19 protein-coding genes are annotated in these 22,584 nt (G+C 42.7%); 17 read left to right on the forward strand and 2 right to left on the reverse strand.

From position 1 onward, the window contains the following. Positions 1-87: 87 nt before the first annotated feature. The 11 genes from GPS65_RS05395 (at position 88) to GPS65_RS05445 (ending at position 12,425) form a co-directional block, all read left to right on the forward strand. Complete coding sequence (locus GPS65_RS05395) at positions 88-1,278, forward strand: HpcH/HpaI aldolase/citrate lyase family protein (protein ID WP_119124371.1); 1,191 nt, start codon at positions 88-90, stop codon at positions 1,276-1,278. Then, on the forward strand, positions 1,268-2,599 hold the full coding sequence (locus tag GPS65_RS05400) for a phosphoribosyltransferase family protein (protein WP_119124372.1): 1,332 nt from the start codon (positions 1,268-1,270) through the stop codon (positions 2,597-2,599). The genes GPS65_RS05395 and GPS65_RS05400 overlap by 11 nt, the downstream gene beginning before the upstream one ends. Continuing rightward, positions 2,592-3,701, forward strand: coding sequence for a cysteine protease StiP family protein (locus GPS65_RS05405; protein WP_119124373.1), 1,110 nt, complete (start codon positions 2,592-2,594; stop codon positions 3,699-3,701). Before GPS65_RS05400 ends, GPS65_RS05405 begins: the two co-directional genes overlap by 8 nt. Beyond that, entirely contained in the window at positions 3,698-4,513 is an 816-nt protein-coding gene (locus GPS65_RS05410) for an HAD family hydrolase (protein ID WP_119124374.1), read from the forward strand. The genes GPS65_RS05405 and GPS65_RS05410 overlap by 4 nt, the downstream gene beginning before the upstream one ends. 70 nt (positions 4,514-4,583) lie before the next feature. Further along, complete coding sequence (locus GPS65_RS05415; RefSeq protein WP_144481904.1) at positions 4,584-6,200, forward strand: YceG family protein; 1,617 nt, start codon at positions 4,584-4,586, stop codon at positions 6,198-6,200. Between the two features lie 14 nt (positions 6,201-6,214). Next, positions 6,215-7,309, forward strand: coding sequence for a toxic anion resistance protein (locus GPS65_RS05420; protein WP_003217200.1), 1,095 nt, complete (start codon positions 6,215-6,217; stop codon positions 7,307-7,309). Between the two features lie 402 nt (positions 7,310-7,711). Continuing rightward, positions 7,712-8,977: a glycine/proline betaine ABC transporter ATP-binding protein OpuAA gene (gene opuAA, locus GPS65_RS05425; RefSeq protein WP_012008840.1), complete on the forward strand. Its 1,266-nt coding sequence runs from the start codon at positions 7,712-7,714 to the stop codon at positions 8,975-8,977. A 10-nt stretch (positions 8,978-8,987) separates the two neighbouring features. After that, positions 8,988-9,833: a glycine/proline betaine ABC transporter permease subunit OpuAB gene (gene opuAB, locus GPS65_RS05430; protein WP_012008841.1), complete on the forward strand. Its 846-nt coding sequence runs from the start codon at positions 8,988-8,990 to the stop codon at positions 9,831-9,833. Further along, positions 9,833-10,714, forward strand: coding sequence for a glycine betaine ABC transporter substrate-binding protein (locus tag GPS65_RS05435; RefSeq protein ID WP_012008842.1), 882 nt, complete (start codon positions 9,833-9,835; stop codon positions 10,712-10,714). Before opuAB ends, GPS65_RS05435 begins: the two co-directional genes overlap by 1 nt. 39 nt (positions 10,715-10,753) lie before the next feature. Further along, positions 10,754-11,578: an alpha/beta fold hydrolase gene (locus GPS65_RS05440; protein WP_144481905.1), complete on the forward strand. Its 825-nt coding sequence runs from the start codon at positions 10,754-10,756 to the stop codon at positions 11,576-11,578. 124 nt (positions 11,579-11,702) lie between these two features. Then, entirely contained in the window at positions 11,703-12,425 is a 723-nt protein-coding gene (locus tag GPS65_RS05445) for an SDR family NAD(P)-dependent oxidoreductase (protein WP_012008844.1), read from the forward strand. 42 nt (positions 12,426-12,467) lie between these two features. Here GPS65_RS05445 and GPS65_RS05450 read toward each other — a convergent pair whose 3' ends face one another. Beyond that, complete coding sequence (locus GPS65_RS05450; RefSeq protein WP_012008845.1) at positions 12,468-13,595, reverse strand: M20 peptidase aminoacylase family protein; 1,128 nt, start codon at positions 13,593-13,595, stop codon at positions 12,468-12,470. A gap of 153 nt (positions 13,596-13,748) precedes the next feature. Between GPS65_RS05450 and GPS65_RS05455 the strand changes: the two genes are divergently transcribed. The 3 genes from GPS65_RS05455 to GPS65_RS05465 all read left to right on the forward strand — a co-directional run bounded on the left by GPS65_RS05455 (position 13,749) and on the right by GPS65_RS05465 (position 18,004). Then, positions 13,749-15,179, forward strand: coding sequence for a YfcC family protein (locus GPS65_RS05455; RefSeq protein WP_144473650.1), 1,431 nt, complete (start codon positions 13,749-13,751; stop codon positions 15,177-15,179). A 215-nt stretch (positions 15,180-15,394) separates the two neighbouring features. Beyond that, the gene (locus tag GPS65_RS05460) at positions 15,395-16,342 is read left to right on the forward strand and encodes an L-lactate dehydrogenase (protein ID WP_012008847.1); all 948 of its coding nucleotides are present in this window, start codon (positions 15,395-15,397) and stop codon (positions 16,340-16,342) included. Positions 16,343-16,381: 39 nt separating this feature from the next. After that, on the forward strand, positions 16,382-18,004 hold the full coding sequence (locus GPS65_RS05465; protein ID WP_144473648.1) for an L-lactate permease: 1,623 nt from the start codon (positions 16,382-16,384) through the stop codon (positions 18,002-18,004). Positions 18,005-18,250: 246 nt separating this feature from the next. On the opposite strand, the gene GPS65_RS05470 is transcribed toward GPS65_RS05465, so the two are convergent. Further along, positions 18,251-19,240 carry a LacI family DNA-binding transcriptional regulator gene (locus tag GPS65_RS05470; RefSeq protein ID WP_144468823.1) on the reverse strand — a complete coding sequence of 330 codons (990 nt, stop codon included), beginning with the start codon at positions 19,238-19,240 and terminating at the stop codon, positions 18,251-18,253. A gap of 109 nt (positions 19,241-19,349) precedes the next feature. Here GPS65_RS05470 and GPS65_RS05475 point away from each other — a divergent pair, with 109 nt between their 5' ends. The 3 genes from GPS65_RS05475 to GPS65_RS05485 are packed head-to-tail and all read left to right on the forward strand — an operon-like array spanning position 19,350 to position 22,559. Then, positions 19,350-20,675: a DegT/DnrJ/EryC1/StrS family aminotransferase gene (locus tag GPS65_RS05475; protein WP_012008850.1), complete on the forward strand. Its 1,326-nt coding sequence runs from the start codon at positions 19,350-19,352 to the stop codon at positions 20,673-20,675. Beyond that, a complete protein-coding gene (locus GPS65_RS05480; RefSeq protein WP_144468822.1) occupies positions 20,650-21,516 on the forward strand; it encodes an HAD-IIB family hydrolase in 867 nt (288 codons plus the stop codon). Before GPS65_RS05475 ends, GPS65_RS05480 begins: the two co-directional genes overlap by 26 nt. Further along, the gene (locus tag GPS65_RS05485) at positions 21,513-22,559 is read left to right on the forward strand and encodes a Gfo/Idh/MocA family protein (protein WP_161985359.1); all 1,047 of its coding nucleotides are present in this window, start codon (positions 21,513-21,515) and stop codon (positions 22,557-22,559) included. The genes GPS65_RS05480 and GPS65_RS05485 overlap by 4 nt, the downstream gene beginning before the upstream one ends. Positions 22,560-22,584: the final 25 nt, after the last annotated feature.

Below are 22,584 nucleotides of genomic sequence, written 5' to 3' on the forward strand. Positions count from 1 at the left end.
AAAAAGGAATGGAGTTGACTAGCGGCTCCATCCTTTTTTGAATCATCAGGTTATTGATTTTCTCTAAACAACAGGAGGTGGCACAGCATGCGGTATTTTCGATTTTTATCAGAGGCGATGCAGCACGATCTTTTTTTCAAGCGGCCGGGGGCGATGCATTCATTGACACCAAGGCACGTACTTGCGCATGCATTAGGTGCTACTTTGTATATGCCTGCGACAAGACAAGATATAGCAGATATGCTGCTGTCGCAGAAATATGAAGCGCTTTGCTCTGTTGTCTTTTGCTTGGAGGATGCCATCGGTGATCAAGAAGTGGATATGGCCGAACAGAATCTAGTGGCACAACTGGCCAGTCTCAAAGAGAAAGTCACGCATGCTCCTGAAACGGCTGAACATTTGCCTCTTATATTTATTCGCGTTCGTTCGCCGAAACAGCTGCTCAAAATGGCAGACTTGCTCGGTTCCTCTCTTCAATTACTTACCGGTTTTGTGTTCCCGAAGTGCTCGGTTCATAATGCGAAAGATTATTTGGACAGTCTGAAACAGGCATCGGCCAAAACGCAGACAATCCTTTATGGGATGCCCATTTTGGAAACACCCGATTTACTAGAAAAAGAAACAAGATATACGGTGTTGTCAGAGTTAAAGCAGATTTTGCTGAATGACGAGGAATATATTTTGAATATTCGCATTGGGGCAACGGATCTTTGTGGTTTGTACGGGATTCGCCGTGATCGTGACACGACCATATATGAAATTCATTTGATTGCTGACTTGATCACAGATATCATCAATTATTTTGGCCGTTCTTTTGTGATATCTGGGGCTGTGTGGGAGCATTTTGGTCCTGCGCGAAAGGAACAAAAGCCATTCATTCGGGCACTTTCTCATAAGAGTGGTGAATCGTCTTCATCTGAATTTGATGACGTACAAGGTTTACTGAAGGAGACAAAACTCGATGTGGCTAACGGCATTCATGGGAAGACGGTTATTCATCCAACACATCTCAAGCCTGTTCAAAGCATGTATGTTGTGACGAAGGAAGAGTATATGGATGCATTAAGCATTCTTGAACATGCAGACGGCACAATTGGCGTAATGAAGAGTACCTTCTCTAATAAAATGAATGAAACGAAGCCCCATTACAGATGGGCAGAGCACATTTTAATGAAGTCAGATATTTATGGGGTGTTTCATGAAAACAGAAACTATATCGACATACTCACAGAAGCAGAAGCCGCATACGCTGAGCATCTTGGAACATATGGAAGTTGAGCTTGATCTCAAAGAAGGTGCGCTTCACCTAGAAAAAAAGCATCTTTTTGACATGGCGGCAAGGGTGAACAAAAAAAGAGCCTTTTTATTTGTTAGTAAGGTGCTTGGCAAACACATTCCTGTTCATCCAGTCAAACCGCTCCTTGTCTCGGGTCTTTTAGCCATGGCGTATGCCAAAGAACAAACAGGCAAGACGTCTCCGCATCAAGACCTTTTAGTAGAAGCACTTAAGACAGATGACCACGCGGTATCATCTAAAGCCTACGAAGCGCTCAAAAAAGAGAAACTTTCAGTAGGAAAACAGCCGATCGTGATCGGCTTTGCAGAAACAGCAACCGCTCTTGGACACGGTGTGTATGACGTCTTAGAAGGAGCATCTTACATTCATACGACACGTGAGCAGCTGCTGGATCTTGATCCTTCATTGGTCTTTGAAGAAGAGCATTCACATGCAACGGATCAGCTTTGTTATGCAGACGTATCATTGCTTAGAACAGATCGTCCTATCGTGCTAGTAGATGATGAAGTCACGACAGGTCGTACGAATATCAATATCATCCGGGATCTTCATGCAAAGCACCCGCGACATTCTTACACAATTCTTTCTATTTTAGACTGGAGGACAGAGGAGCACGAAAAAGCCATGTGTGAGCTTGAAAAGGAGCTTGGTATTCACATCACCTCATTGTCTTTATTAAAAGGGAAAATGGTCTTTCGGGGCAAAACGCTGGATGAACCAGCTTATTCGTATGAGATTGCTGAGCAAAAGGATCTGCCAAATCTCTCTTTTCACTCTCTTCAATCTTTCTTTCAGCAAGTGCCGTATGCACGTTCTCATGCAACCAATTCGGCAGGTCATTCGCCATATATACATGAAACGGGTCGTTTTGGTTTAAACGCAGCAAATACGGCAGCCATCGACCAAGCAGCTGCAGAGGCTGGATTGAAACTGAAGAAAGAACGCAAAGGAAAGCAGACACTTTGTTTAGGAACAGGTGAGCTGATGTATATACCGATGAGAGTAGCTGCCCATATGGGAGAGGGCGTTCTCTTTCATTCAACGACGAGAAGCCCTATTCATCCAGTTGAAAAGGATGGATATGCTGTTCAAAATGGGTTCACTTTTGTGAGTCCAGAGGATGCTCGAATTCAGCATTACGTGTACAACATACCAAAAGGTCAATATGATGATGTATTTCTCTTCTTTGAGAAAAGGGTCTCTCAGGAGGCATTGCTTCCGCTTGTTCATTTATTTGCTGAGCGGCATGTGAAGCATGTGCATATTGTGACTTTATCAGATGAGGTGAAGGTGAATGGCTAATGTGTATACAAAGATGGGAAGCTATCCAGAGCAGGATGTAACCTTCTTACTCAAAGATTTATCATCCATTGAGATGGAAAAAAGTACAGAGGAGCGGGAGCGTTCAATTCAGAGTGGTGCGCATTATTCAGAAATGCTGCCGATTGAATATAAACCAACGGAATCTTATATGGATTTATTCTATGAATCTCTGAAAGAAAGTAAGGAGAAGGTAGCAGAAGCAGTAGCTGTTGTAGCAGAACAGATTGTGAAAAGGCGAGGCTTCCAAACGGTGCTTTGCAGTTTGGCTAGAGCGGGAACGCCGATCGGGGTGCTCATCAAACGATATATTCGAAAGACATATGGTCTTGAATTGCCTCATTACAGCATCTCAATTATTCGTGATCGAGGAATTGATGAGAATGCGCTGCATTATATGCTCAAGGAACATCCGGGCTATGAGATTGCCTTTATTGATGGATGGACCGGAAAAGGTGCGATTTCGAGAGAGCTCCAACAAGCGGTGATTGATTTTGAAAGAAAGTACGGTATTCGTCTTTCTAGTGAACTGGCTGTACTCGCTGATCCAGGCTATTGTACACAAGTCTACGGAACGAGAGAGGACTTTCTCATTCCTAGTGCTTGTCTGAATTCGACTGTATCTGGACTTGTTAGTCGGACGGTACTAAACAACCGCTGGATCAATGCCGATGATTTCCATGGGGCAAAATATTATGAAGAGTTGCTTGATGAGGATGTGTCCAATCTGTATGTGGATACAATTGAAGAAGCCTTTTCTAGCCTCGAACCAAATCTAAAAGAGAAAGCAGAGACCATCCTCACGCAAGGAATACCTGCGGATTGGCGGGGGATGGCGTCGATTGAAGCGATCGGTCAGGAGTTTCAAATTGAAAACACTCATTTGATTAAACCGGGTGTTGGTGAGACGACCCGTGTGCTGCTGAGAAGAATTCCTTGGAAAATCTTAATTCAGCCTGGGTCTCAGGAAAAGCTAAAGCATATTTTGCTTCTGGCAGAGGACAGAGGCGTTCCTGTCATTGAATATGCCAATATGTCCTATACGTGCTGTGGACTTATTCGTCCGTTGGAGCAGACATCATGAAGACAAGTGCGTTTGCCAGTGATTTAGACCGGACGCTGATTTATTCACACCGAGTGTTAGATCACTATGAGTATGATGGAGATTATGATTTAGTTGAGATGCTGGATGAGCGCCCGCTTTCCTATATGTCGGTTGAAACGAAGAAGTCTTTGAAGATGATTCATCAGTTAGGCTGGTTCATTCCAGTGACGACAAGAACGACCGCTCAGTATGAACGGATCACCTTCTTTCAGCAAGAGCTCAAACCGGAGTATGCCGTCACGACAAATGGGGGCTGTATCCTTCATCACGGCAAGCCGCTTGAGGATTGGCAGGTCATTGTTGATGAGAGGCTCAAAGCGTGTATGTCAGTCAGAGAGATGCTAAGAGCCATCTCCGAACTGCCAGTTGCAGCATGGGTGAAGCGTACCCGGACAGCAGAGGGAAGATTTCTTTATTTGATTATGAAAGATGAGTATCTTTCTCGCATTCCACTTGCCGAATTGAAGCAGTGGGGCGAGGAGAGAGGCTGGCAGGTGTCTCTACAAGGGCGGAAGCTTTATTTTATTCCGGCACCGCTTAATAAGTGGGATGCTGTTGCTTTTCTAAAGGAACGGCTGGCGCTTGAATATGTATATGGAGCGGGTGATTCCCTCTTAGATGCAGGACTTATTCGACAGGCAGATATGGGCTTTGCCCCAAGGCATGGAGAAGTGCTCGACTTTGATCCGTTACTTGAGCCGACAGCAGCATCTGGCATGGCAGCAGCAGATGAAATCACCGCTTGTGTCAAAAAGCAGATGACGACCGCAAAAAAGCCCTCGATTCGATAGCAGAAGTAGAAGGGTGAATGATATGATAGTAGTAGCTTTCGAGAAAATATAGGAGAAAGGAAGGAGCGGCGTGAGTTATAAAGAAATCATTGTTAACCAAACACGGGCAGAGCAGGAAGCCTGGAAAAACGTGCTGAAAAAGCCGCTCCCTGAAAGAGATGGTTATGTAAAGGACGAGCATACATTGTCCTTGCCGCGTCTCGCCGCCCGGGTCCTTGGAACTCCGCATGATGCAACCGATTATTTTATTTATTTACATGAATTATATGAAACAGATGGCATTCATATTTTAAGTGAAACGCTCAATCGTCATATTGAGCCGGAGCATTTTCAAGCGCTTCAACGCATTCATTTGATTAACCAAGAAGAAAAGGGACTGTCCGTGAATCGCTTTGTGGCTTTCTTAGATGGTGAACAGCTGATTGTACGCCATCCAAACCCAGTGATGAACCGGCATATCCGTCTTTCATTGATCAAGGTGTTTGAGCATTTCAAGCAGCTGCATGAAGGCGGATTTCAGCATCCCGATTTCCGCCGTGTTTTGCTGGATGTCGTAAAGTTCTCAAATAATCATCTAGGTCCATGGCTGAAGGAAGTCAATATAGAAGAAAAAATGCCGGCTGTCATTTGGTATGGAGAGGCGAATAAAAGTCAGCTTTATTTTCTTTACTATGTCATGCTGATTGGCTGTGATGTTGTACTATTTCATCCAGAGGGCGAGGATTCGTTCCGCGAACTAGATCCAGAAGAAAAGCTGACTTTTATTGATCAGTATCCGGGGACTACGAAGCTGGAACCGTTCCCTACTGAAAAGCCTGAGAGGAAATCGACGGTGGCGTACCGCTCGACAAGAGAGCTTGAAGAGGTGCTCCATACGGAAGATTCAATGCTGTATAAGCCGTGGCAATTCAGAGATCATACTCCTCATTCTATTACGCTGAAGACAACGTATGATGAGTTGTTTTTGATTGCAAAGGAACGATCCTTTATTCGCCCTAATTTTCAAGCAGACCGCGACACGATACAGATTCCAAATCTCTTTGCGAAAATGATGGGAGTCACACGAGACAAACGTGAATACTGGGATCGTATCCACACGTTAATGGAATGGAAAGAGACGAAGACCATTCGCCATTTCCCTTTTACGAAAGAAGTGACATCGAATTATCAATTTCATTATCAGCACGCCCTTTCATCTGCTGGAGAGATTGATCCTGAATTATTAATGAAAAGCAATGTGTGGCAATTTTCTCATCTATATGAGGGGACGCAGCGTGCGATAGCAGAGGCAATATCTCGAATCTGTCAGCATCCGAAGCTATTAAAGGAAGGCAATGAGACTGAATTAGATGTACGTATTTATTTATTCAAACAGGTACTGCATATTGGTCAGGAGCTCATTGAACTCATTCAAAACTTTGATTATGCGCAAACCGTACCGAAAGTGATTTTATATCATACGGAATATAATGGTGAGCTGACTCGTTCTGATGCGGCTGCCCTCATTTTCCTAAATGAAATGGGTGTGGATCTCTTCGTGTATCATCCGGCGGGATACCAGTGTATCGAGCGGTATATAGATGACCAATTATTTGATACCCATTGGCTTGATGACATGGTCATGAACCAGGAGTTTAAAGAGCCGTCCATCGTTAGAAAATTATTTCAATCCATTAAAAACCGATAAGGAGATCAAAACTTATGACAAATACAAACGGAAATGACATCATTTCAATTGATAAAGAGGAAATCTCCATTGAGAAGGCAGACGATATTCGCGTTCAGCTTCGAAATGAACCAGAAGTGCAAAATATTGCTAGACAGATCGATGCGAAAAATCAGCTGGAGCTACTTGAATACGGAAAACAGCCGGCTGTAGAAATTTCTAAGTTCTCAGATCGTATTCTTTCAATGATGCGTTCAACAAGCGTGACTGATTCAGGGACGATGCTGACGCAGCTTGGAAAAATTATGGATCGTTTTGATAAAAATGATTTTGACGAGCCAAAGGGTGGCTTACTGTCAAAAATCTTTAAGCGCGGCGGCAGCATGATTGAAAAGATTTTCAGTAAATATCAAACGCTCGGTGCAGAAATTGAAAAAATTAATGTGGAAATCAGTAAATATAAAGACGAAATGACCAAATCGACTGTGACGCTTGAAGAAATGTATGAGCATAACATTCAATACTATATGGAGCTTGAAAAGTATGTCGTTGCCGGTCAAATGAAAATCGAGGAATTAAAGCAATTGGTTCCTTCTTATGAAGAAAAAGCGGCTAGTGGAAACCAACTAGCACAAATGGAGCTTGATACACTTCGTAACGGTATTCAAGCATTGGAAGAGCGTGTATATGACCTTGATATGGCACGGATGGTAGCTCTTCAAACGGCACCGCAAATTCGTTTATTGCAGCGTGGGAATACGAAACTCATCGGTAAAATCAACTCAGCGTTCATCATCACGATACCTATCTTTAAAAATGGCATCATTCAAGCTGTGACAGCGAAAAGACAAAAGCTTGTGGCTGATTCAATGAGTGAGCTGGATAGAAGAACAAATGAGATGCTAAAACGAAATGCTGAAAACATTTCAAGCCAAAGCGTGGAGATTGCCAAATTGTCTGGACGTCCAAGTATCGACATTGAAACAATTGAATCTTCCTTTAATACGATTGTACAAGGGATGAAAGAGACAAAGCAGATCGAAGAAGAAAACAAACGATTACGCGAAGATGGAACAAAACGTATGCTTGAGCTGCAAGATAATATTAAGCGAGCTGCACTAGAGTCCTAAAAAAATAAGCTGTCTGTAACTAAGGTTGCAGGCAGTTTTTTTAATATTTTAATTAAAATTTGAATAAAAAAGGTTTCTACGTGACCATTTTCGGGTAAATCCTGTTCAGGGGAATGGTTCACCCATGTTTGCAAAAGTCCGCTATGGTAAGGATTCGAGTCATTTTTTAGCACAATTAGGAATTTCCAGTAAAATATTGTCTGGTGAGAGGAAATACCCCGTAAAATATGTAGTTTATGAAGCATTCTATAGGATTTACGAGTAATACGGCGTATAAACTCTAATCACCAGACCTCTTATATGGAATTCATACATATTGTGCAGAAATAAGCGAATTCTAAAGATTGTTCGCATCATAACGCTTATGTTACGGTTATTAAGATGCTAATTTGGAGGGAAAATATGAATTCTGAAGAGAGAAATATCAAAATCAAGATAAATAATGTATCTAAAATTTTCGGTAAAAATGCTAAAAAAGCATCTCAAATGCTTGAAAAAGGGAAAACAAAAAGAGAGATCCTAAAAGAGACCGGCGCAACAGTTGGTGTCAATCGAGCAAATTTTGATGTGTATGACGGCGAGATATTTGTCATCATGGGGCTATCAGGGAGCGGAAAGTCCACACTTGTGCGGCTGCTAAATAGGTTAATCGAACCAACCTCCGGCGAAATATATATTGATGGGGATATGATAACAAATATGTCAAAGGATCAATTGCGTGAAGTTAGACGTAAAAAGATCAGCATGGTCTTCCAAAACTTCGCATTGTTCCCGCACCGCACCATTCTTGAAAACACAGAGTATGGTCTTGAATTACAAGGTGTAGACAAAGAAGAGCGCCGCTCAAAAGCGCTTGAATCTTTAAAGCTTGTTGGACTAGAAGGCTTTGAAGAGCAATATCCAAACCAATTAAGTGGTGGGATGCAGCAGCGTGTTGGATTGGCACGTGCATTAGCAAATGACCCTGACATCTTATTAATGGATGAAGCGTTCAGCGCACTCGATCCATTAATTCGTAAAGACATGCAGGATGAATTGCTTGAGCTTCATACATCTGTAGGGAAAACGATCATTTTCATTACCCATGATTTAGATGAGGCGCTTCGTATTGGCGACCGTATTGTGCTCATGAAGGACGGGAATATCGTTCAGATCGGAACACCAGAAGAAATATTGATGAACCCATCGAATGAATATGTTGAACGTTTCGTTGAAGATGTTGACCTTTCTAAAGTATTAACCGCTGGTCATATTATGAAACGTGCAGAAACAATTCAGATCGACAAAGGGGCTCGTGTTGCGCTTACGCTCATGAAAAACCTTGGGATTTCGTCAATCTATGCAGTCGATAAGAAAAAGCATTTATTAGGTGTTATTTCTGCACAAGCAGCGAAAAAGGCGGCAGAAACGAATACGTCGCTAGAAACTGTTCTTGATAAAGAATTTACAACCGTATTGGAATCTACGTATTTGACAGAAATCTTTGATGCAGTGTCTGATGCGAACATTCCGATTGCCGTTGTTGATGAGAAAAACAGAATGAAGGGCATTGTGGTCAGAGGTGCATTAATTGGTGCGTTATCAGGTAATGATGAGTATATCAACATGTCTTCTAACAAGCTTGAGGAAATTAAAACACAAGAGCCTTCTGCACAGGAGGTAGAATAAGATGTTTAGTATGAGTGATTTACCTAGAATTCCGTTCGCGGATTATATCGATCAATTTGTTGACTGGTTAACATTAACGTTTGGTGGTTTCTTTGATGGCATCACAAATGGATTAGCAGGCACAGTAAATGGAATTGTGGCAGCACTTGGTGTGATTCCATCCATTATTTTAACCCTTATTTTTGCCGGTATTGCTTGGTGGATCAGTACAAGAGGAGTTGCTCTTTTCACACTTATCGGGTTTTTACTGATCGACTATTTAGGCTACTGGCATCCAATGCTTCAAACACTTGCGCTCGTTTTAACTGCTGTGGTCATTTCCATCGTGATCGGAGTCCCGATCGGTATTTGGGCATCACAGAAGGAAACTGTGCGTAAAATTGTAACACCTATTTTAGATTTGATGCAGACAATGCCAGCATTCGTTTATCTATTACCTGCCATCTTCTTCTTTAACATTGGGGTTGTGCCTGGCGTTGTGGCATCCGTTATTTTCTCTATGCCGCCAACGATTCGTATGACGATTCTCGGTATTAAACAAGTACCTTCTGATTTAATTGAAGCAACAGAAGCCTTTGGTTCAACGACATTCCAGCGTTTGTTCAAAGTTCAGCTTCCACTTGCAACAAAAACCATTCTAGCTGGTATTAACCAAAGTATCATGCTTGCTCTATCAATGGTTGTTATCGCAGCAATGGTAGGTGCACCAGGACTTGGTTCAGAAGTATATAGTGCGGTAACGCAGCTGAAAACAGGAATTGGTTTTGAAGCAGGTATTGCCATTGTTATTGTGGCAATTACACTTGACCGTATTACACAGAACATTAAAACGAAAAAAACCAGGGGGAATGCTTAATGTGGAAAAAGTCTCTCTACATTGGGATGACCGCCCTGCTTGTCTTTTTACTAGCAGCTTGTGGTGCAAAGTCGGACTCAAATGCGAGTGCGGCACAGCAGGTGAATAAAACCATTATCGGCATTGATCCTGGTTCAGGGATTATGGCGCTAACGGATCAAGCGAAAAAGGATTACGGCTTAGAGGATTGGACGGTCGTGTCTGCATCAAGTGCAGCCATGACTGCAACACTCAAGAAATCTTACGACCGTAAAAAGCCCATCATCATCACTGGTTGGAATCCACACTGGATGTTTTCTCGCTATGATTTAAAATATTTAGATGATCCAAAAAAATCTTACGGTGAAGCGGAAGAGATTCATACGATTTCTCGTAAGGGGTTTGCAAAGGATGAGCCCGATGCAGCCAAAATGCTTGGTCAGTTTAAATGGTCTCAAGATGACATGGGCGAAGTCATGATCGATATCCAAGATGGTATCAATCCAAAGGATGCTGCCGTTAAATATGTGAAGAAACATAAAGACCAAGTAGCAAAATGGACAAAAGGCGTGAAAAAGTCGAATGGTGCCAAAGTCAATCTTGCCTATGTTGCATGGGATAGTGAGATTGCAAGTACCAATGTTGCTGCAGAAGTGTTGCGTGAGCTCGGATTTAAAGTGACTTTGACTCAGGTGGAAGCAGGTCCAATGTGGACAGCAATTGCAACTGGAAGTGCGGATGCATCATTATCTGCTTGGCTGCCAAATACGCATAAAACGTATGCAGCAAAGTTTAAAGGGAAATATGATGATCTAGGTACAAGTATGAAAGGTCTTCGCATGGGTCTAGTTGTTCCGACATATATGAAGAACGTCAACTCGATTGAAGATTTGAAAAAATAGCCAATTATGATGGAGTTCCCTTATAATAGAAGGGAGCATATGAAAAAGCAGTCTGCTCAAAAAGCGGCTGCTTTTTTCTTATATATAAGGAAGGTGAACGAGTTGTCGATGAGGGTTAAGCCGATCATGATTTTCCTGCATGGCGGAGGAGTAAGTAGCTGGATGTGGCAGGAACAGATACAAACATTCAAGGAAGCGTATGAATGCTATACGCCTGATCTTATTGGTCACGGGACAAGAGCAGATGAACAGTCCTTTTCCATGCGAGAAAGTGCTCTTGAAGTCATCTCGTTGATCAAGGAGCATGCGCAAGGCCGTCAAGTGATACTCGTTGGCTTCTCTCTAGGAGCACAGATTGCCGTTGAGGTGTTATCAAAAGAACCTGATATCGTAGACATAGCCGTCATTAACAGCGCTCTTGTGAAGCCGCTGCCATGGCTTTACTTGATGGTGAGACCTCTTTTACCTCTTACGTATCCATTATTAAAGAAAGATTGGTTTATCGAGCTCCAAGCTGAAAAGATGGGGCTCCCAAAGGATGTACTCAATCACTATATGGCGGATTCAAAAAGTTTGCAGAAGAAAACCCTTCTGACGATGTTTCAAGAAAATCTTCATTACAAGCTCCCAGACACGTTTCAACAAGCGAAGGCACGAATTCTTGTCACAGTGGGAGAAAAGGAGAAAGGCATTATGAAACGGTCAGCAAAGAAAATAACGAATTCACATCCGCAGGCAGCAGGTGTGATGGTTCCGGCTATTGGACATACATTTACGTTTGAAAAGAAAGAACTGTTTATGGATATGGTTCAATGCTTTATAGAAGAACGTGCGTTACCAATGGAGTTAAAGGAAATCAAATAAGCGAAAAATAAAGACAGGCATAAAAGAGGCAGCCAGATCTTAGAACCTATATGATAGAGGTATAAAACGCTTACAGATGAGCTGCTGTCTGACTGATAGCTCATGAGATATAGAAGGAGGAGCTATGAGTAAAAACTATATCATATTCGGTGCAAGTCAAGGATTAGGGGATGCTTTTGTGAAGGGTCTTCCTTCAAGCGGAGATACAGTGTGGATTGTGTCACGAAGTGAACCGAGCAGTTTGAAATTAGATGACGGTGTACATAGAATTTGGCTGAAAATTGATTTATCAAGCCAATCTCATATTCCACAGATGATCGAAGCATTGGGGAACAAAACCATTGATGTCCTCATCTACAACGTCGGCTTATGGGAAAAACGAGGCTTTGAAGATGATTATTCATTTGATCATGATCAGCCAGAGGATATTGCTCATTTAATCAATGTGAATGTCACCTCAACGATTACATACATCCAAGCACTGCTTCCGAACGTCAGAAAATCGGAGAATGGAAAAATCATCGTGGTTGGCTCAACTGCGGGGCTTGATCATACAAACCTGCCACAAGTTTCTTTTGTCGCATCTAAGTTTGGTCTGCGCGGAATTGTGAATGCACTAAGAGAGCATGTGAGAAAAGATAAAATATCCGTTACCTGTATCAATCCGGGTGAATTGGCAGCGGAGGTACCATATGAAGATGGAGCCGAGAAAGCGATCGCTCTGTATGATGAAACGAGAATTCCTGTACAGGATATTGTGGAGCTTGCGAGATGTGTGATTCATTTATCAAGGGTATCTTGTGTAAAAGAAATCAACGTCCCAGCCATGTCAGATTTGAATGCATAATATCAAGTAGACCACCCGCTAAAAAACGGGTGGTTTTTTATTTTATGATGAATGCTGCTGAAGGGTTTGATAAACAGCTTCAGTCAAAATCTCAATGCCAGTAAAAATAGCAGAACGGTCGAATGTCATATATGGATGATGTAGACCAGGCTCTAGATCACAGCCTAAACCAAGCATCGTGGATTTGATATGCGGAAGCTTTGCAGCATAAAAGTGAAAATCCTCTCCACCTGTCGTTACGAGCGGCGGATCGAGCTGCTCCTTGCCTAAAACCTTTTCAATGGCTTGAGACATCATCTGGACGGCTTCCTCATTCAAAGTTGCGGCAGGTAGACGATGATCTGTTGAAAGTGAAATGGAAGCGCCAAAGGCATCTGCTACAGAATGTACGGCTCTTTCAATTTCTTTTTCTAGTTCATCCATCACTTCATTTGTTTGTGCTCTGACATCTAATGTAAAAGAAGCTTTGCCAGGGATGATGTTTGAACTGCCTCCGCCAGCATGTAGGTTGGTCATTTTCACAGAATGTGCAACTCTTGGGTCGACATGGATATGCGCGAGTCTTTGCACGAGGGTAGAAGCCACTTCAATCACGTTGATCCCTAGATGCGGGCGTGCACCGTGAGCTTCCTCACCAATAATTGTGCCGATGTAATGATTACTCGATCCATGCAAAATTGCAGGTGCGCAGCGTCCGTTTAATGTTTCTTGAATTGGGCGCACATGTACTCCGTATAAGTAATCTACGTCTGCTAGCACACCTTCTTCAATCATTTTCAACGCACCGCCGCCTTTTTCCTCAGCAGGCTGAAAAATGAACCGGATGGTGCCGTTTGGGAGCTCTTTTTCTTTTAATGCCATGAAGGTGCCGAGAGCCATTGTCATATGTGCATCGTGACCACATGAATGATTGGCTTGAAACTCACCATCTACTTCCTGCCAAAGTGCATCAATATCGGCTCTCACCGCGACCACTGGTGAACCTTCTCCAATTTCACCGATCACTCCTGTACAGTCGTCAAATGTTCGAGTTTGACAGCCTATTTTCTTCAATAAGTCCTCAAGATAAGCCGTCGTATTCGTTTCTTCCCAGCTGATTTCAGGGTGAGCGTGCAGGTGTTCAAAGATGTCTTTCACCGTTTGCTGCATGTCGTTTGTCAAAGTTGTCATGAATAGCCTCCTTGCTGACAGAAAATCTGTCAAAATATTCTTTTAGTGAAATAATATTGATCTTAAATATCATCAGTGTTTATAATATAACACATCATTTGATTATTCTGAAAATTAAGTGAAATTCCGATCGGGACAAAGGGGTTTTGACACATGAAAACAGCAGCAGTATCACCACCAGAGAAACAAAAAAGAAAACTTCAAATGCCGGATGCGTATGTTCTCTTATTTATCATTGCGCTCATTTGTACCATTGCTACGTATTTTGTGCCAGCAGGTGAATTTGACCGAAAGACATCAGGAGAGATTACAACAGCTGTTCCTGGCAGCTATCACCGCATTGATCAATCACCCGTAAGTCCAGTGGGCTTTTTTACAGCTATTCAGGAAGGGATGGTAGGGTCTTCTTCTATTATTTTTCTCATTTTATTTACTGGCGGAACCATTGCCATTTTGGAGAAAACAGGTGCCATTAACGGAATGATTCATCATGTCATCAGCAGATTTCAAACAAAGCAATTATTGTTTATTTGTATTGTAGGAGGATTATTTTCAGTGCTTGGAACGACCGGAATTGTCGTGAACTCTGTTATCGGATTTATTCCAATCGGGATCATTGTGGCAAGATCCTTGAAATGGGATGCTGTAGCAGGAGCGGCGGTCATTTACATCGGCTGTTATGCCGGGTTTAACGCAACCATTTTGTCTCCATCCCCACTCGGGTTATCTCAGACGATTGCAGAGCTACCGATTTTTTCTGGTATTGGCCTGCGTGTCATTATATATCTTTGCTTTCTTATATCTAGTATTGTGTACATCTATTTATATACAAGACGCCTCAAGATTAAAGAGAAGGGAAGTCTTCTGGGTGATCAATGGTTTCCTGCGAAGGGGCTTGGCGGATCTGATGCAGAATCTGTGGACAAGCCTGCATTTACGGGCAGACATAAATTGATTTTAGCAGTGTGTGGATTGTCTCTTGGGGGCTTCTTATATGGCGCGCTTCAGCTTGGCTGGACCGATAAGGAAATGGCAGGAGTCTTCATTTTCATGGCGATTGCGGCTGGATTGCTTGGTGGATTAGCAGCCAATGATATTGCGAAAACGTTTATCGTCGGCTGTCAAAGCCTTGTTTACGGCGCACTCATTGTCGGAATGGCACGCTGCATTTCTGTCATTTTGGAAAACGGTAAGCTGCTTGATACCGTGGTCAATGGCTTGGCGAGTATGCTGACAGGATTTAGTCCAATTGCTGGTGCGATTGGGATGTACATTGCGAGTGCACTTCTTCACTTTTTGATTTCATCAGGATCAGGAGAAGCTGTTGTCTTTATTCCAATTCTTGCGCCGCTAGCTGATTTAATGGGCATCACAAGACAGGTCGCTGTAGAAGCAGTTATGCTTGGCGAAGGGGTGGTTAACTGTATCAATCCGACGTCAGGCGTGTTGATGGCTGTGCTTGCTGCAAGTGGTATTCCTTATGTGAAGTGGCTGCGTTTTATGGTGCCGCTTGCACTCATTTGGTTTGTCATTGGCCTTGTCTTTATTTGTATCGGCGTGATGATCAACTGGGGACCTTATTAATATATATAAAGCTGCTGAACATGGTTTGGCAGCTTTTTTCTTGTGGAAATATGCATGGGGTCAGCGCTTTGAAAGTATAATAAGTATGTTCACAAATTCGCTACATATTTTTTTTGAGCAACCCCCTTGCAAAAGTTTGTGAAGTATTGCACAATAAGAATGTGAAATACTTCACATAAAAAAACAACCTAGTTTTACTCAGGAGGATGAGATAAATGACAAACGAAAAAGTAAACAAAGTAGCACTTATTGGAGCAGGTTTTGTAGGTAGCAGTTATGCCTTTACATTAATAAATCAAGTGATCACAGATGAATTGGTTGTCATCGATTTGAATCAAGATAAAGCAATGGGTGACGTCATGGATTTAAACCACGGGAAAGCATTTGCTCCGCACCCAGTGAATACATGGTATGGAGATTATGAGGATTGTAAGGATGCAGATATTGTATGTATCTGTGCTGGAGCGAACCAAAAGCCAGGTGAAACGAGACTTGACCTTGTGGAGAAAAACTTAAATATATTTAAAGGCATTGTAGACAATGTGATGAAAAGTGGATTCGATGGTATTTTCTTAGTCGCCACAAACCCTGTTGATATTTTAACATATGCGACTTGGAAATTCAGTGGACTTCCAAAAGAACGAGTGATCGGCAGTGGAACTACACTTGATACCGCAAGATTTAGATACATGCTCAGTGAGTACTTTGACGCAGCGGCACACAATGTGCATGCGTATATCATTGGAGAGCATGGCGATACAGAGCTTGCTGTTTGGAGTCATGCGAATATCGGAAGTGTACCGATTACAGAATTAATGAAGAAAAATGATCAATACAAACAAGAAGATTTAGATGAGATGATGGAAAATGTTCGTCATGCCGCTTATCAAATTATTGAGAAAAAAGGCGCTACTTACTACGGTGTAGCGATGAGTTTGGCCCGCATAACAAGAGCGATTCTGCACAATGAAAACAGTATTTTGACTGTCAGCACTTACTTAGATGGAGAGTACGGAGCAGATGATGTCTACATTGGTGTACCTGCCCTTGTGAATCGAAATGGCGCAACAGAAGTGATAGAGCTTGCACTGAATGATACAGAAAAAGAACAATTCGCACACAGTGTGAATGTGTTAAAAGAGATTTTGGCTCCTCATTTTTAATCAAAAGCAACCTATCTGAGCAGAAAAGGATGAATCACTATGTGGCAGCAAATATACAATCCGTTTGGTAATGAGTTCGTGAGTGCATTGGTAGCCATGCTTCCAATTTTGTTTTTCCTACTTGCATTAACCGTTTTTAAGTTAAAAGGTGTTTTAGCCGCTTGTTTTACCTTAATCGTCAGTTTTGTTACAGCGGTTTTCTTCTTCCATATGCCAATTGAAAAAGCATTATCTGCTGTGCTGTTCGGTATATCTAATGGGCTGTGGCCGATTGGATATATCGTCATCATGGCGGTGTGGCTCTATAAAATAGCTGTGAAATCTGGTAAATTCGATGTTATTCGTTCTAGTATTGCAGGAATCTCTCAAGATCAACGTCTTCAGCTCTTATTAATTGGTTTTAGTTTTAACGCATTTTTAGAGGGAGCCGCTGGGTTCGGTGTACCAATTGCGATTAGTGCCGCTCTCTTAACAGAGCTTGGGTTTAAACCGCTGAAAGCTGCGATGCTTTGCTTAATTGCCAATGCTGCGTCTGGCGCATTTGGTGCTGTAGGTATCCCAGTCATTACAGGGGCGCAAATGGGCAATATGACGCCACTTGCATTATCTCAAACCCTTGTGTTTACGATTCCGTTTATTTCATTCTGTATTCCGTTCCTCCTTATTCTCATTGTGGACGGATTCAAAGGGATTAAAGAAACGCTCCCTGCCTTGCTTGTTGTGAGTGGAAGCTATGCCATTTTACAAGCTGTCACAATGGTGACAATGGGTCCTGAGCTTGCCAATATTATTTCAGCTTTAGCAAGTATGGGAATTTTGGCTTTATTCCTTCGAAAATGGCAGCCGAAGCACATCTATCGTGAAGAAGGAGCACCAGCCGTTGAACAGAAACAAACGTATCGCGGGGTTGAAGTGCTGAAAGCATGGTCTCCGTTCTATATTTTAACTGCTGTGATTACGGTATGGAGTCTGCCAGCATTTAAAGCGTTGTTTGCTGTAGGAGGCCCGCTCAACTGGACAACCATTTTAGTAAAAATGCCATTTTTGCATCAGCAAATTGTGAAATTACCACCAATTGCACAAACAGCAACACCTATTGATGCGATCTTTAAAATTGATGTGATCAGTGCAACGGGTACGGCCATTCTGATTGCAGTGATGCTGACAGGTTTGTTTAGCAGACATATTACATTAAAAGAAGGCGCTGCCTGCTTAAAAGCATCAGTGAAAGAGCTTTGGGTACCAGTTCTCACCATTTGTTTTGTCATGGGCTTTGCCAACTTGGCGAACTTCGCTGGTCTAAGTTCAGCCATTGGGCTTGCACTTGCCAAAACAGGCGATTTGTTCCCGCTTGTCAGCCCAGTGCTTGGCTGGATCGGGGTGTTTATTACAGGATCTGTCGTGAGTAACAACGCATTATTCGGCAACCTTCAAGCAGTTACTGCTTCTCAAATCGGCTCACAGGCTGGTTTGTTAATCGGAGCAAATACAACGGGCGGGGTCATGGCGAAATTAATTTCTCCACAATCTATCGCCATTGCTACAGCAGCAGTTGGAGAAACAGGTAAAGAATCTGAACTCTTCCAAAAGACTGTGAAGTACAGCTTTATCCTGCTCGGCATAGTGTGTGTATGGACATTCATTCTTGCTCAATTTGTATAGGTTGATAGACTAAAAAAGACTGAGACAGCTCTCAGTCTTTTTAGCGTGTAGACAAACCCTCGCATTCGTTGTCAGTCCTGCGTGCTGGTGCTCACGAATGTCAAATTCGCTCCGCGCCAGTACTCGTCCTTCCTAGAATTCAAAGGTTTTCTATCACGCTGAAAAGAAGACAAAGAGCTAAAATGAACTCCATTTTAGCCCTTTGTCAACAATCTGAAAAGACTGAGATTTCCTCAGTCTTTTTCTTTATGTCGATTCCCTTGTCACGAGCTGGGTAGGCAGCTGGATATGTTCACGCTGTAATGGTTTTTGGTCTTGCAGGAGCTCGATCATTTGCTGCACAGACCGCTGGCCTAGCTCTACGATCGGGATGTCAATTGTGGTGATCGTTGGAGCTGTTACCTCGCAAATGTCTTGATTGTCATAGCCGATCACCGCTAGATCCTTAGGAATGTGATAACCATATGAAATGGCTTGTTTAATGAGCCCAGCAGCGACTTGATCATTACCGGTGAAAATAGCATCAGGTGCATTTTTCATGTCGTGGATGATATCCATTAATCGAAAGCCGTCTTCAATGGTGAAGGCCTCACCGAACAACCAATCGTCATGCAGCGGCAAGCCGTGGGCTGAAAGAGCGTCGAGATAGCCCTGTTTCCTTTGTTTCTGCGCTTCACTGCTTTCTGTATCAAAGCAAAACCCGATCGATTTACGCCCCGACTGAATCAAGTAGTCAACTGCTTTATAGGCAGCTTCCCGCTCATCGTATCCAATAATCGGAATGTCTGCTGTTTGATGATATTCATTCGCCATGACAATAGGGCCGTTCGTTAAAAATGGCTCAATCTTTTCCCATGGATTTTCTAATGCCCCTAAAATGACTCCATCTACTTCTCTTCTTTTTAATAATTGAAGCCCTTCAAGCTCTAAAGATTCCTGATAAAACGTCTGAAGCACGATGGCTTTATAGCCTTGGTCCAATGCTTCTTTTGAGATGCCTTTAATTAATTGTGCAAAAAAAGGATGGTCCACAGCTGGGACAGACACAGCAATGGTTTTTGTCTGATGTGAACGTAGAGTGCGAGCTGCTGAACTCGGTGTATATTCCATTTCCTTCATCACCTGTAATATGAGCTGGCGCTTTTCCTCTGACACATAAGGATGATGATTCAGCACTCTGGAAACGGTGGTCGTTGAAACCCCGCAGCGTTTGGCAATTTCATAAATTGTACACATATTAACAAATCCTTTACACAAAGTTATTGTTCTGAAATCGATAACATCATTTACAATGTGAAACAAGTTAAATATTAACTAATGGAATTGATTAATTGGAGGGAATGGAATGCAAATATTGACGAAGATATCAGGTAAAAGCAAGGATTATCTTCCTTTGCTGGATATGATCAATCAAGGTGTTCAAGTAAAGTCTGATTCAGTTGAGAAGCACCTAGCAAATGAAAAGCTGGTGACGTTCCTTGAGCAAGATATAGGACGCACAGGCTTGGAAAAAATTCTCTTCCATTATAAACAAAATAAGGAAAAAAAGATACCGTTTCTACCAGTCGATAAACTGATTTCAGAGGATGAGATCGATGACATTATGCAGGTGCTGAAAGAAGTATTGAGCTCTGGCCGTTTTACTTCAGGACCATATATTCCGGCGTTTGAAAAGCAGCTCGCTGAGTATTTAGGGAAGAAATATGTTATTGCTACGTCAAGTGGAACTGATGCCCTAATGATCAGCCTCATATCAGCAGGCGTCCATCCAGGAGAGGAAGTCATTTTGCCAGCAAATAGCTTTGCTGCAACAGAAAATGCAGTGCTTGCGATTGGGGCTGTTCCGGTCTATGCCGATATTGATCCAGATACTTACTGCATGGCACCGAGTGAAATAGAGAAGCATATCACAGATCAAACGGCATGCATTCTTCCGGTTCATTTATATGGAAAACAAGCGGATATGAAGGCGATTTCGGCGATTGCGAAAAAGCATGGGCTGAAAATCATTGAAGATGGCTGTCAGGCGATCGGCAGCACCGGCCTTGGCGCATATGGAGATGGGCTTGTTCTTAGCTTTAATCCATACAAAAATCTTGGTGTTTGCGGCAAGGCGGGAGCCATCGCGACAAATGATGAAGCTTTAGCAGAAAAATGTATGGAAATCAGCTATCACGGCTTTGAAGTAGGAAAGAAAAATGTCAAACGCAGTGACTATGGCTTTAATTCGAAAATTGATAATTTGCAGGCGGCGATTGGACTCGAACGCATGAAGTATTTAGGATTACAAAACTTTAAACGTTTCTACTTAGCAAAGCGCTACATTGACCAGCTGCAAACGCTAGAGGATGAAGGATACTTGAAGCTTCCTAAGCTGACAGATGATCATGTATGGCATTTGTTCCCGATCAGGGTGCTGAAGGGAGAACGAGATGAGCTTGCCGCGAAATTGCTGGAAATGGGCATAGAGACAGATGTGTATTACCCAATCCTATCGCATCAGCATCAAACAAATCTCGTTTCTCAAAAGTATAAACGGACGACACTGCCGCACACGGAAAAAGCAGCACAGCAATTACTTCACCTGCCGCTGTATCCAGGTATGCCGCTGCAAGATCAGGAGAAGGTCATCGAGGGGGTTCATCATGTTATCAAGTCTTCCATTCAATAAAAAACTGCTAAATCAGCCAAAAAATCCAAAGTGGATCGTCTTCTGTGACTTTGATGAAACCTATTATTCTCACGAAATGACAGAGGAGCAGCGTGAGGATGTCAAGCGGCTGGAGACTTTTGTGGCAGAAAAGAGCGAAGCAGGACAGCTCATGCTTGGCTGGGTGACGGGAAGCAGCCTTGATTCTGTGACGAGCAAAATGGAAAAAGGCGGTTTTTATCAATTTCCGCATTTCATTGCATCGAACTTAGGGACTGAGATTGTGTATACATCAGATGCTCATTTTGGACAGCCAGATGCGGAGTGGATGAAGCGTCTGGATGCGCAAGGATTCTCAGATGAAAAAATTGAAGACATCCTCGAAACCATACGTGAAAAGGGAATTCATCTCAGGCCGCAAACGCAGCTGGGCAGCTCAGGATATAAGAAGAATTTCTATTATCAGGAGCAGGATGAACGGACAGATCTTCATCATCTATCATTCATCCAAACACTTGCCAAAGAGCGCGGGGTGGCGGTCAACATCAACAAATGCAATCCGCTTGCAGGAGACCCTGCGGATTGCTATGATGTCGATTTTTTACCAGTCGGCACAGGGAAGGATGAAATTGTCCGCTTTATGCTGAACCAATATGATTTATCGAAAGATCAGGGCTTTGCCTTTGGAGATAGTGGAAATGATTTGCGGATGCTTCAATCCGTCACGCACGGTTTCCTTGTCCAAAATGCGACGGCCGAAGCCAAGCGGCATCATCATCAAATTTGTCATCATGGGTATGCAAAAGGAATCTATGAAACACTGAAAACAGTGATGTATAAACATGAGGAGGCACATTCATGAAGAAAATTGGAATTGTTGGAGCAGGGAATATTGCAAAAGCACATGCAAGAGCATTATCAACGATCAAAGGTGCAGAGTTATCAGGTGTCTATGATTTACACGAGTCAGTTGCACAGGGATTCATAAAACAGTACGGCGGACGTGTGTATTCAAGTATCGAAACTTTAGCAGATGCATCCGATGGGTTGATCATTGCATCCCCGAATTTTTGTCACAAAGACCATGCCCTTCAGGCACTAAGAGCAGGACAGCCCATTTTATGTGAAAAGCCGATGGCTGTGTCGCTGAAGGAAGCGAAGGAAATGGTGCAGACAGCCAAACAGTTCCAGGTTCAAGCCAGTATGGGCTTTAACTATCGTTACTTATCCTTTGTGAATATTTTGAAGAACTTGATTGCAAATGGTGAATTAGGCCGGATTTTGACGGTCAGGACTCATTTCAAGAAAAACAGTGCCCTCAGAAGAAAGACATTTTCATGGAGAGACAGCAGTGAGAGTCTTCGCACGAGCGGTGCATTAGGGGATCTGGGCATTCATTTAATTGATATGCTGTGGTACTTATTTGGCAGTGAGATGAAGAAAGAATCACTTAATACCAAGATGCTGACGCATGTAAAGGAAAAAGAAGAGAAAAAGGTACAGGTCGATGATCATACCGAAATTTTCGGTCAGATGGAGAATCAAGTGTTCTTTCACTTGGTCACATCCAAAAGCACGCAGCCCGAGGAATGCGGATTCAGTGTAGAAGTCGTTGGACATGACAAGGTATTCAAATACCATACGAACATGAAAAACGAATATGAGATCAGCGATGGCTTGTGTTTGGAGCGCCATCAAATGCCGCAAACCTTGCTAACAGATCCGCCAAACGAATTTTATGGATGGTCTGATACGTTCCGTGATCAACTGATGCACTGGGTGAATACAGATCCATATCCATCTCATATGAAAGTCGCTGATTTTGTAGACGGGTATCGCGCACAGGCTGCGCTTAATACATGCTTCGAGAGGGAAGAGGCGGTCGAGTCTGCCCGAGCATATTAAAGAGGTGGAGCGGAGGATATCAAAA

This window comes from Bacillus pumilus (assembly GCF_009937765.1).
In the GTDB taxonomy this organism is placed as follows: Bacteria; Bacillota; Bacilli; order Bacillales; family Bacillaceae; genus Bacillus; species Bacillus pumilus_O.

What these genes read in the sequence shown, in the direction of transcription:
- GPS65_RS05395 (WP_119124371.1), top strand. Translation starts at nt 88, where the DNA reads ATGCGGTATTTTCGATTTTTATCAGAGGCGATGCAGCACGATCTTTTT.
- GPS65_RS05400 (WP_119124372.1), top strand. Translation starts at nt 1,268, where the DNA reads ATGGAAGTTGAGCTTGATCTCAAAGAAGGTGCGCTTCACCTAGAAAAA.
- GPS65_RS05405 (WP_119124373.1), top strand. Translation starts at nt 2,592, where the DNA reads ATGGCTAATGTGTATACAAAGATGGGAAGCTATCCAGAGCAGGATGTA.
- GPS65_RS05410 (WP_119124374.1), top strand. Translation starts at nt 3,698, where the DNA reads ATGAAGACAAGTGCGTTTGCCAGTGATTTAGACCGGACGCTGATTTAT.
- GPS65_RS05420 (WP_003217200.1), top strand. Translation starts at nt 6,215, where the DNA reads ATGACAAATACAAACGGAAATGACATCATTTCAATTGATAAAGAGGAA.
- opuAA (WP_012008840.1), top strand. Translation starts at nt 7,712, where the DNA reads ATGAATTCTGAAGAGAGAAATATCAAAATCAAGATAAATAATGTATCT.
- opuAB (WP_012008841.1), top strand. Translation starts at nt 8,988, where the DNA reads ATGAGTGATTTACCTAGAATTCCGTTCGCGGATTATATCGATCAATTT.
- GPS65_RS05435 (WP_012008842.1), top strand. Translation starts at nt 9,833, where the DNA reads ATGTGGAAAAAGTCTCTCTACATTGGGATGACCGCCCTGCTTGTCTTT.
- GPS65_RS05440 (WP_144481905.1), top strand. Translation starts at nt 10,754, where the DNA reads ATGAAAAAGCAGTCTGCTCAAAAAGCGGCTGCTTTTTTCTTATATATA.
- GPS65_RS05445 (WP_012008844.1), top strand. Translation starts at nt 11,703, where the DNA reads ATGAGTAAAAACTATATCATATTCGGTGCAAGTCAAGGATTAGGGGAT.
- GPS65_RS05450 (WP_012008845.1), bottom strand. Translation starts at nt 13,595, where the DNA reads ATGACAACTTTGACAAACGACATGCAGCAAACGGTGAAAGACATCTTT.
- GPS65_RS05455 (WP_144473650.1), top strand. Translation starts at nt 13,749, where the DNA reads ATGAAAACAGCAGCAGTATCACCACCAGAGAAACAAAAAAGAAAACTT.
- GPS65_RS05460 (WP_012008847.1), top strand. Translation starts at nt 15,395, where the DNA reads ATGACAAACGAAAAAGTAAACAAAGTAGCACTTATTGGAGCAGGTTTT.
- GPS65_RS05465 (WP_144473648.1), top strand. Translation starts at nt 16,382, where the DNA reads ATGTGGCAGCAAATATACAATCCGTTTGGTAATGAGTTCGTGAGTGCA.
- GPS65_RS05470 (WP_144468823.1), bottom strand. Translation starts at nt 19,240, where the DNA reads ATGTGTACAATTTATGAAATTGCCAAACGCTGCGGGGTTTCAACGACC.
- GPS65_RS05475 (WP_012008850.1), top strand. Translation starts at nt 19,350, where the DNA reads ATGCAAATATTGACGAAGATATCAGGTAAAAGCAAGGATTATCTTCCT.
- GPS65_RS05480 (WP_144468822.1), top strand. Translation starts at nt 20,650, where the DNA reads ATGTTATCAAGTCTTCCATTCAATAAAAAACTGCTAAATCAGCCAAAA.
- GPS65_RS05485 (WP_161985359.1), top strand. Translation starts at nt 21,513, where the DNA reads ATGAAGAAAATTGGAATTGTTGGAGCAGGGAATATTGCAAAAGCACAT.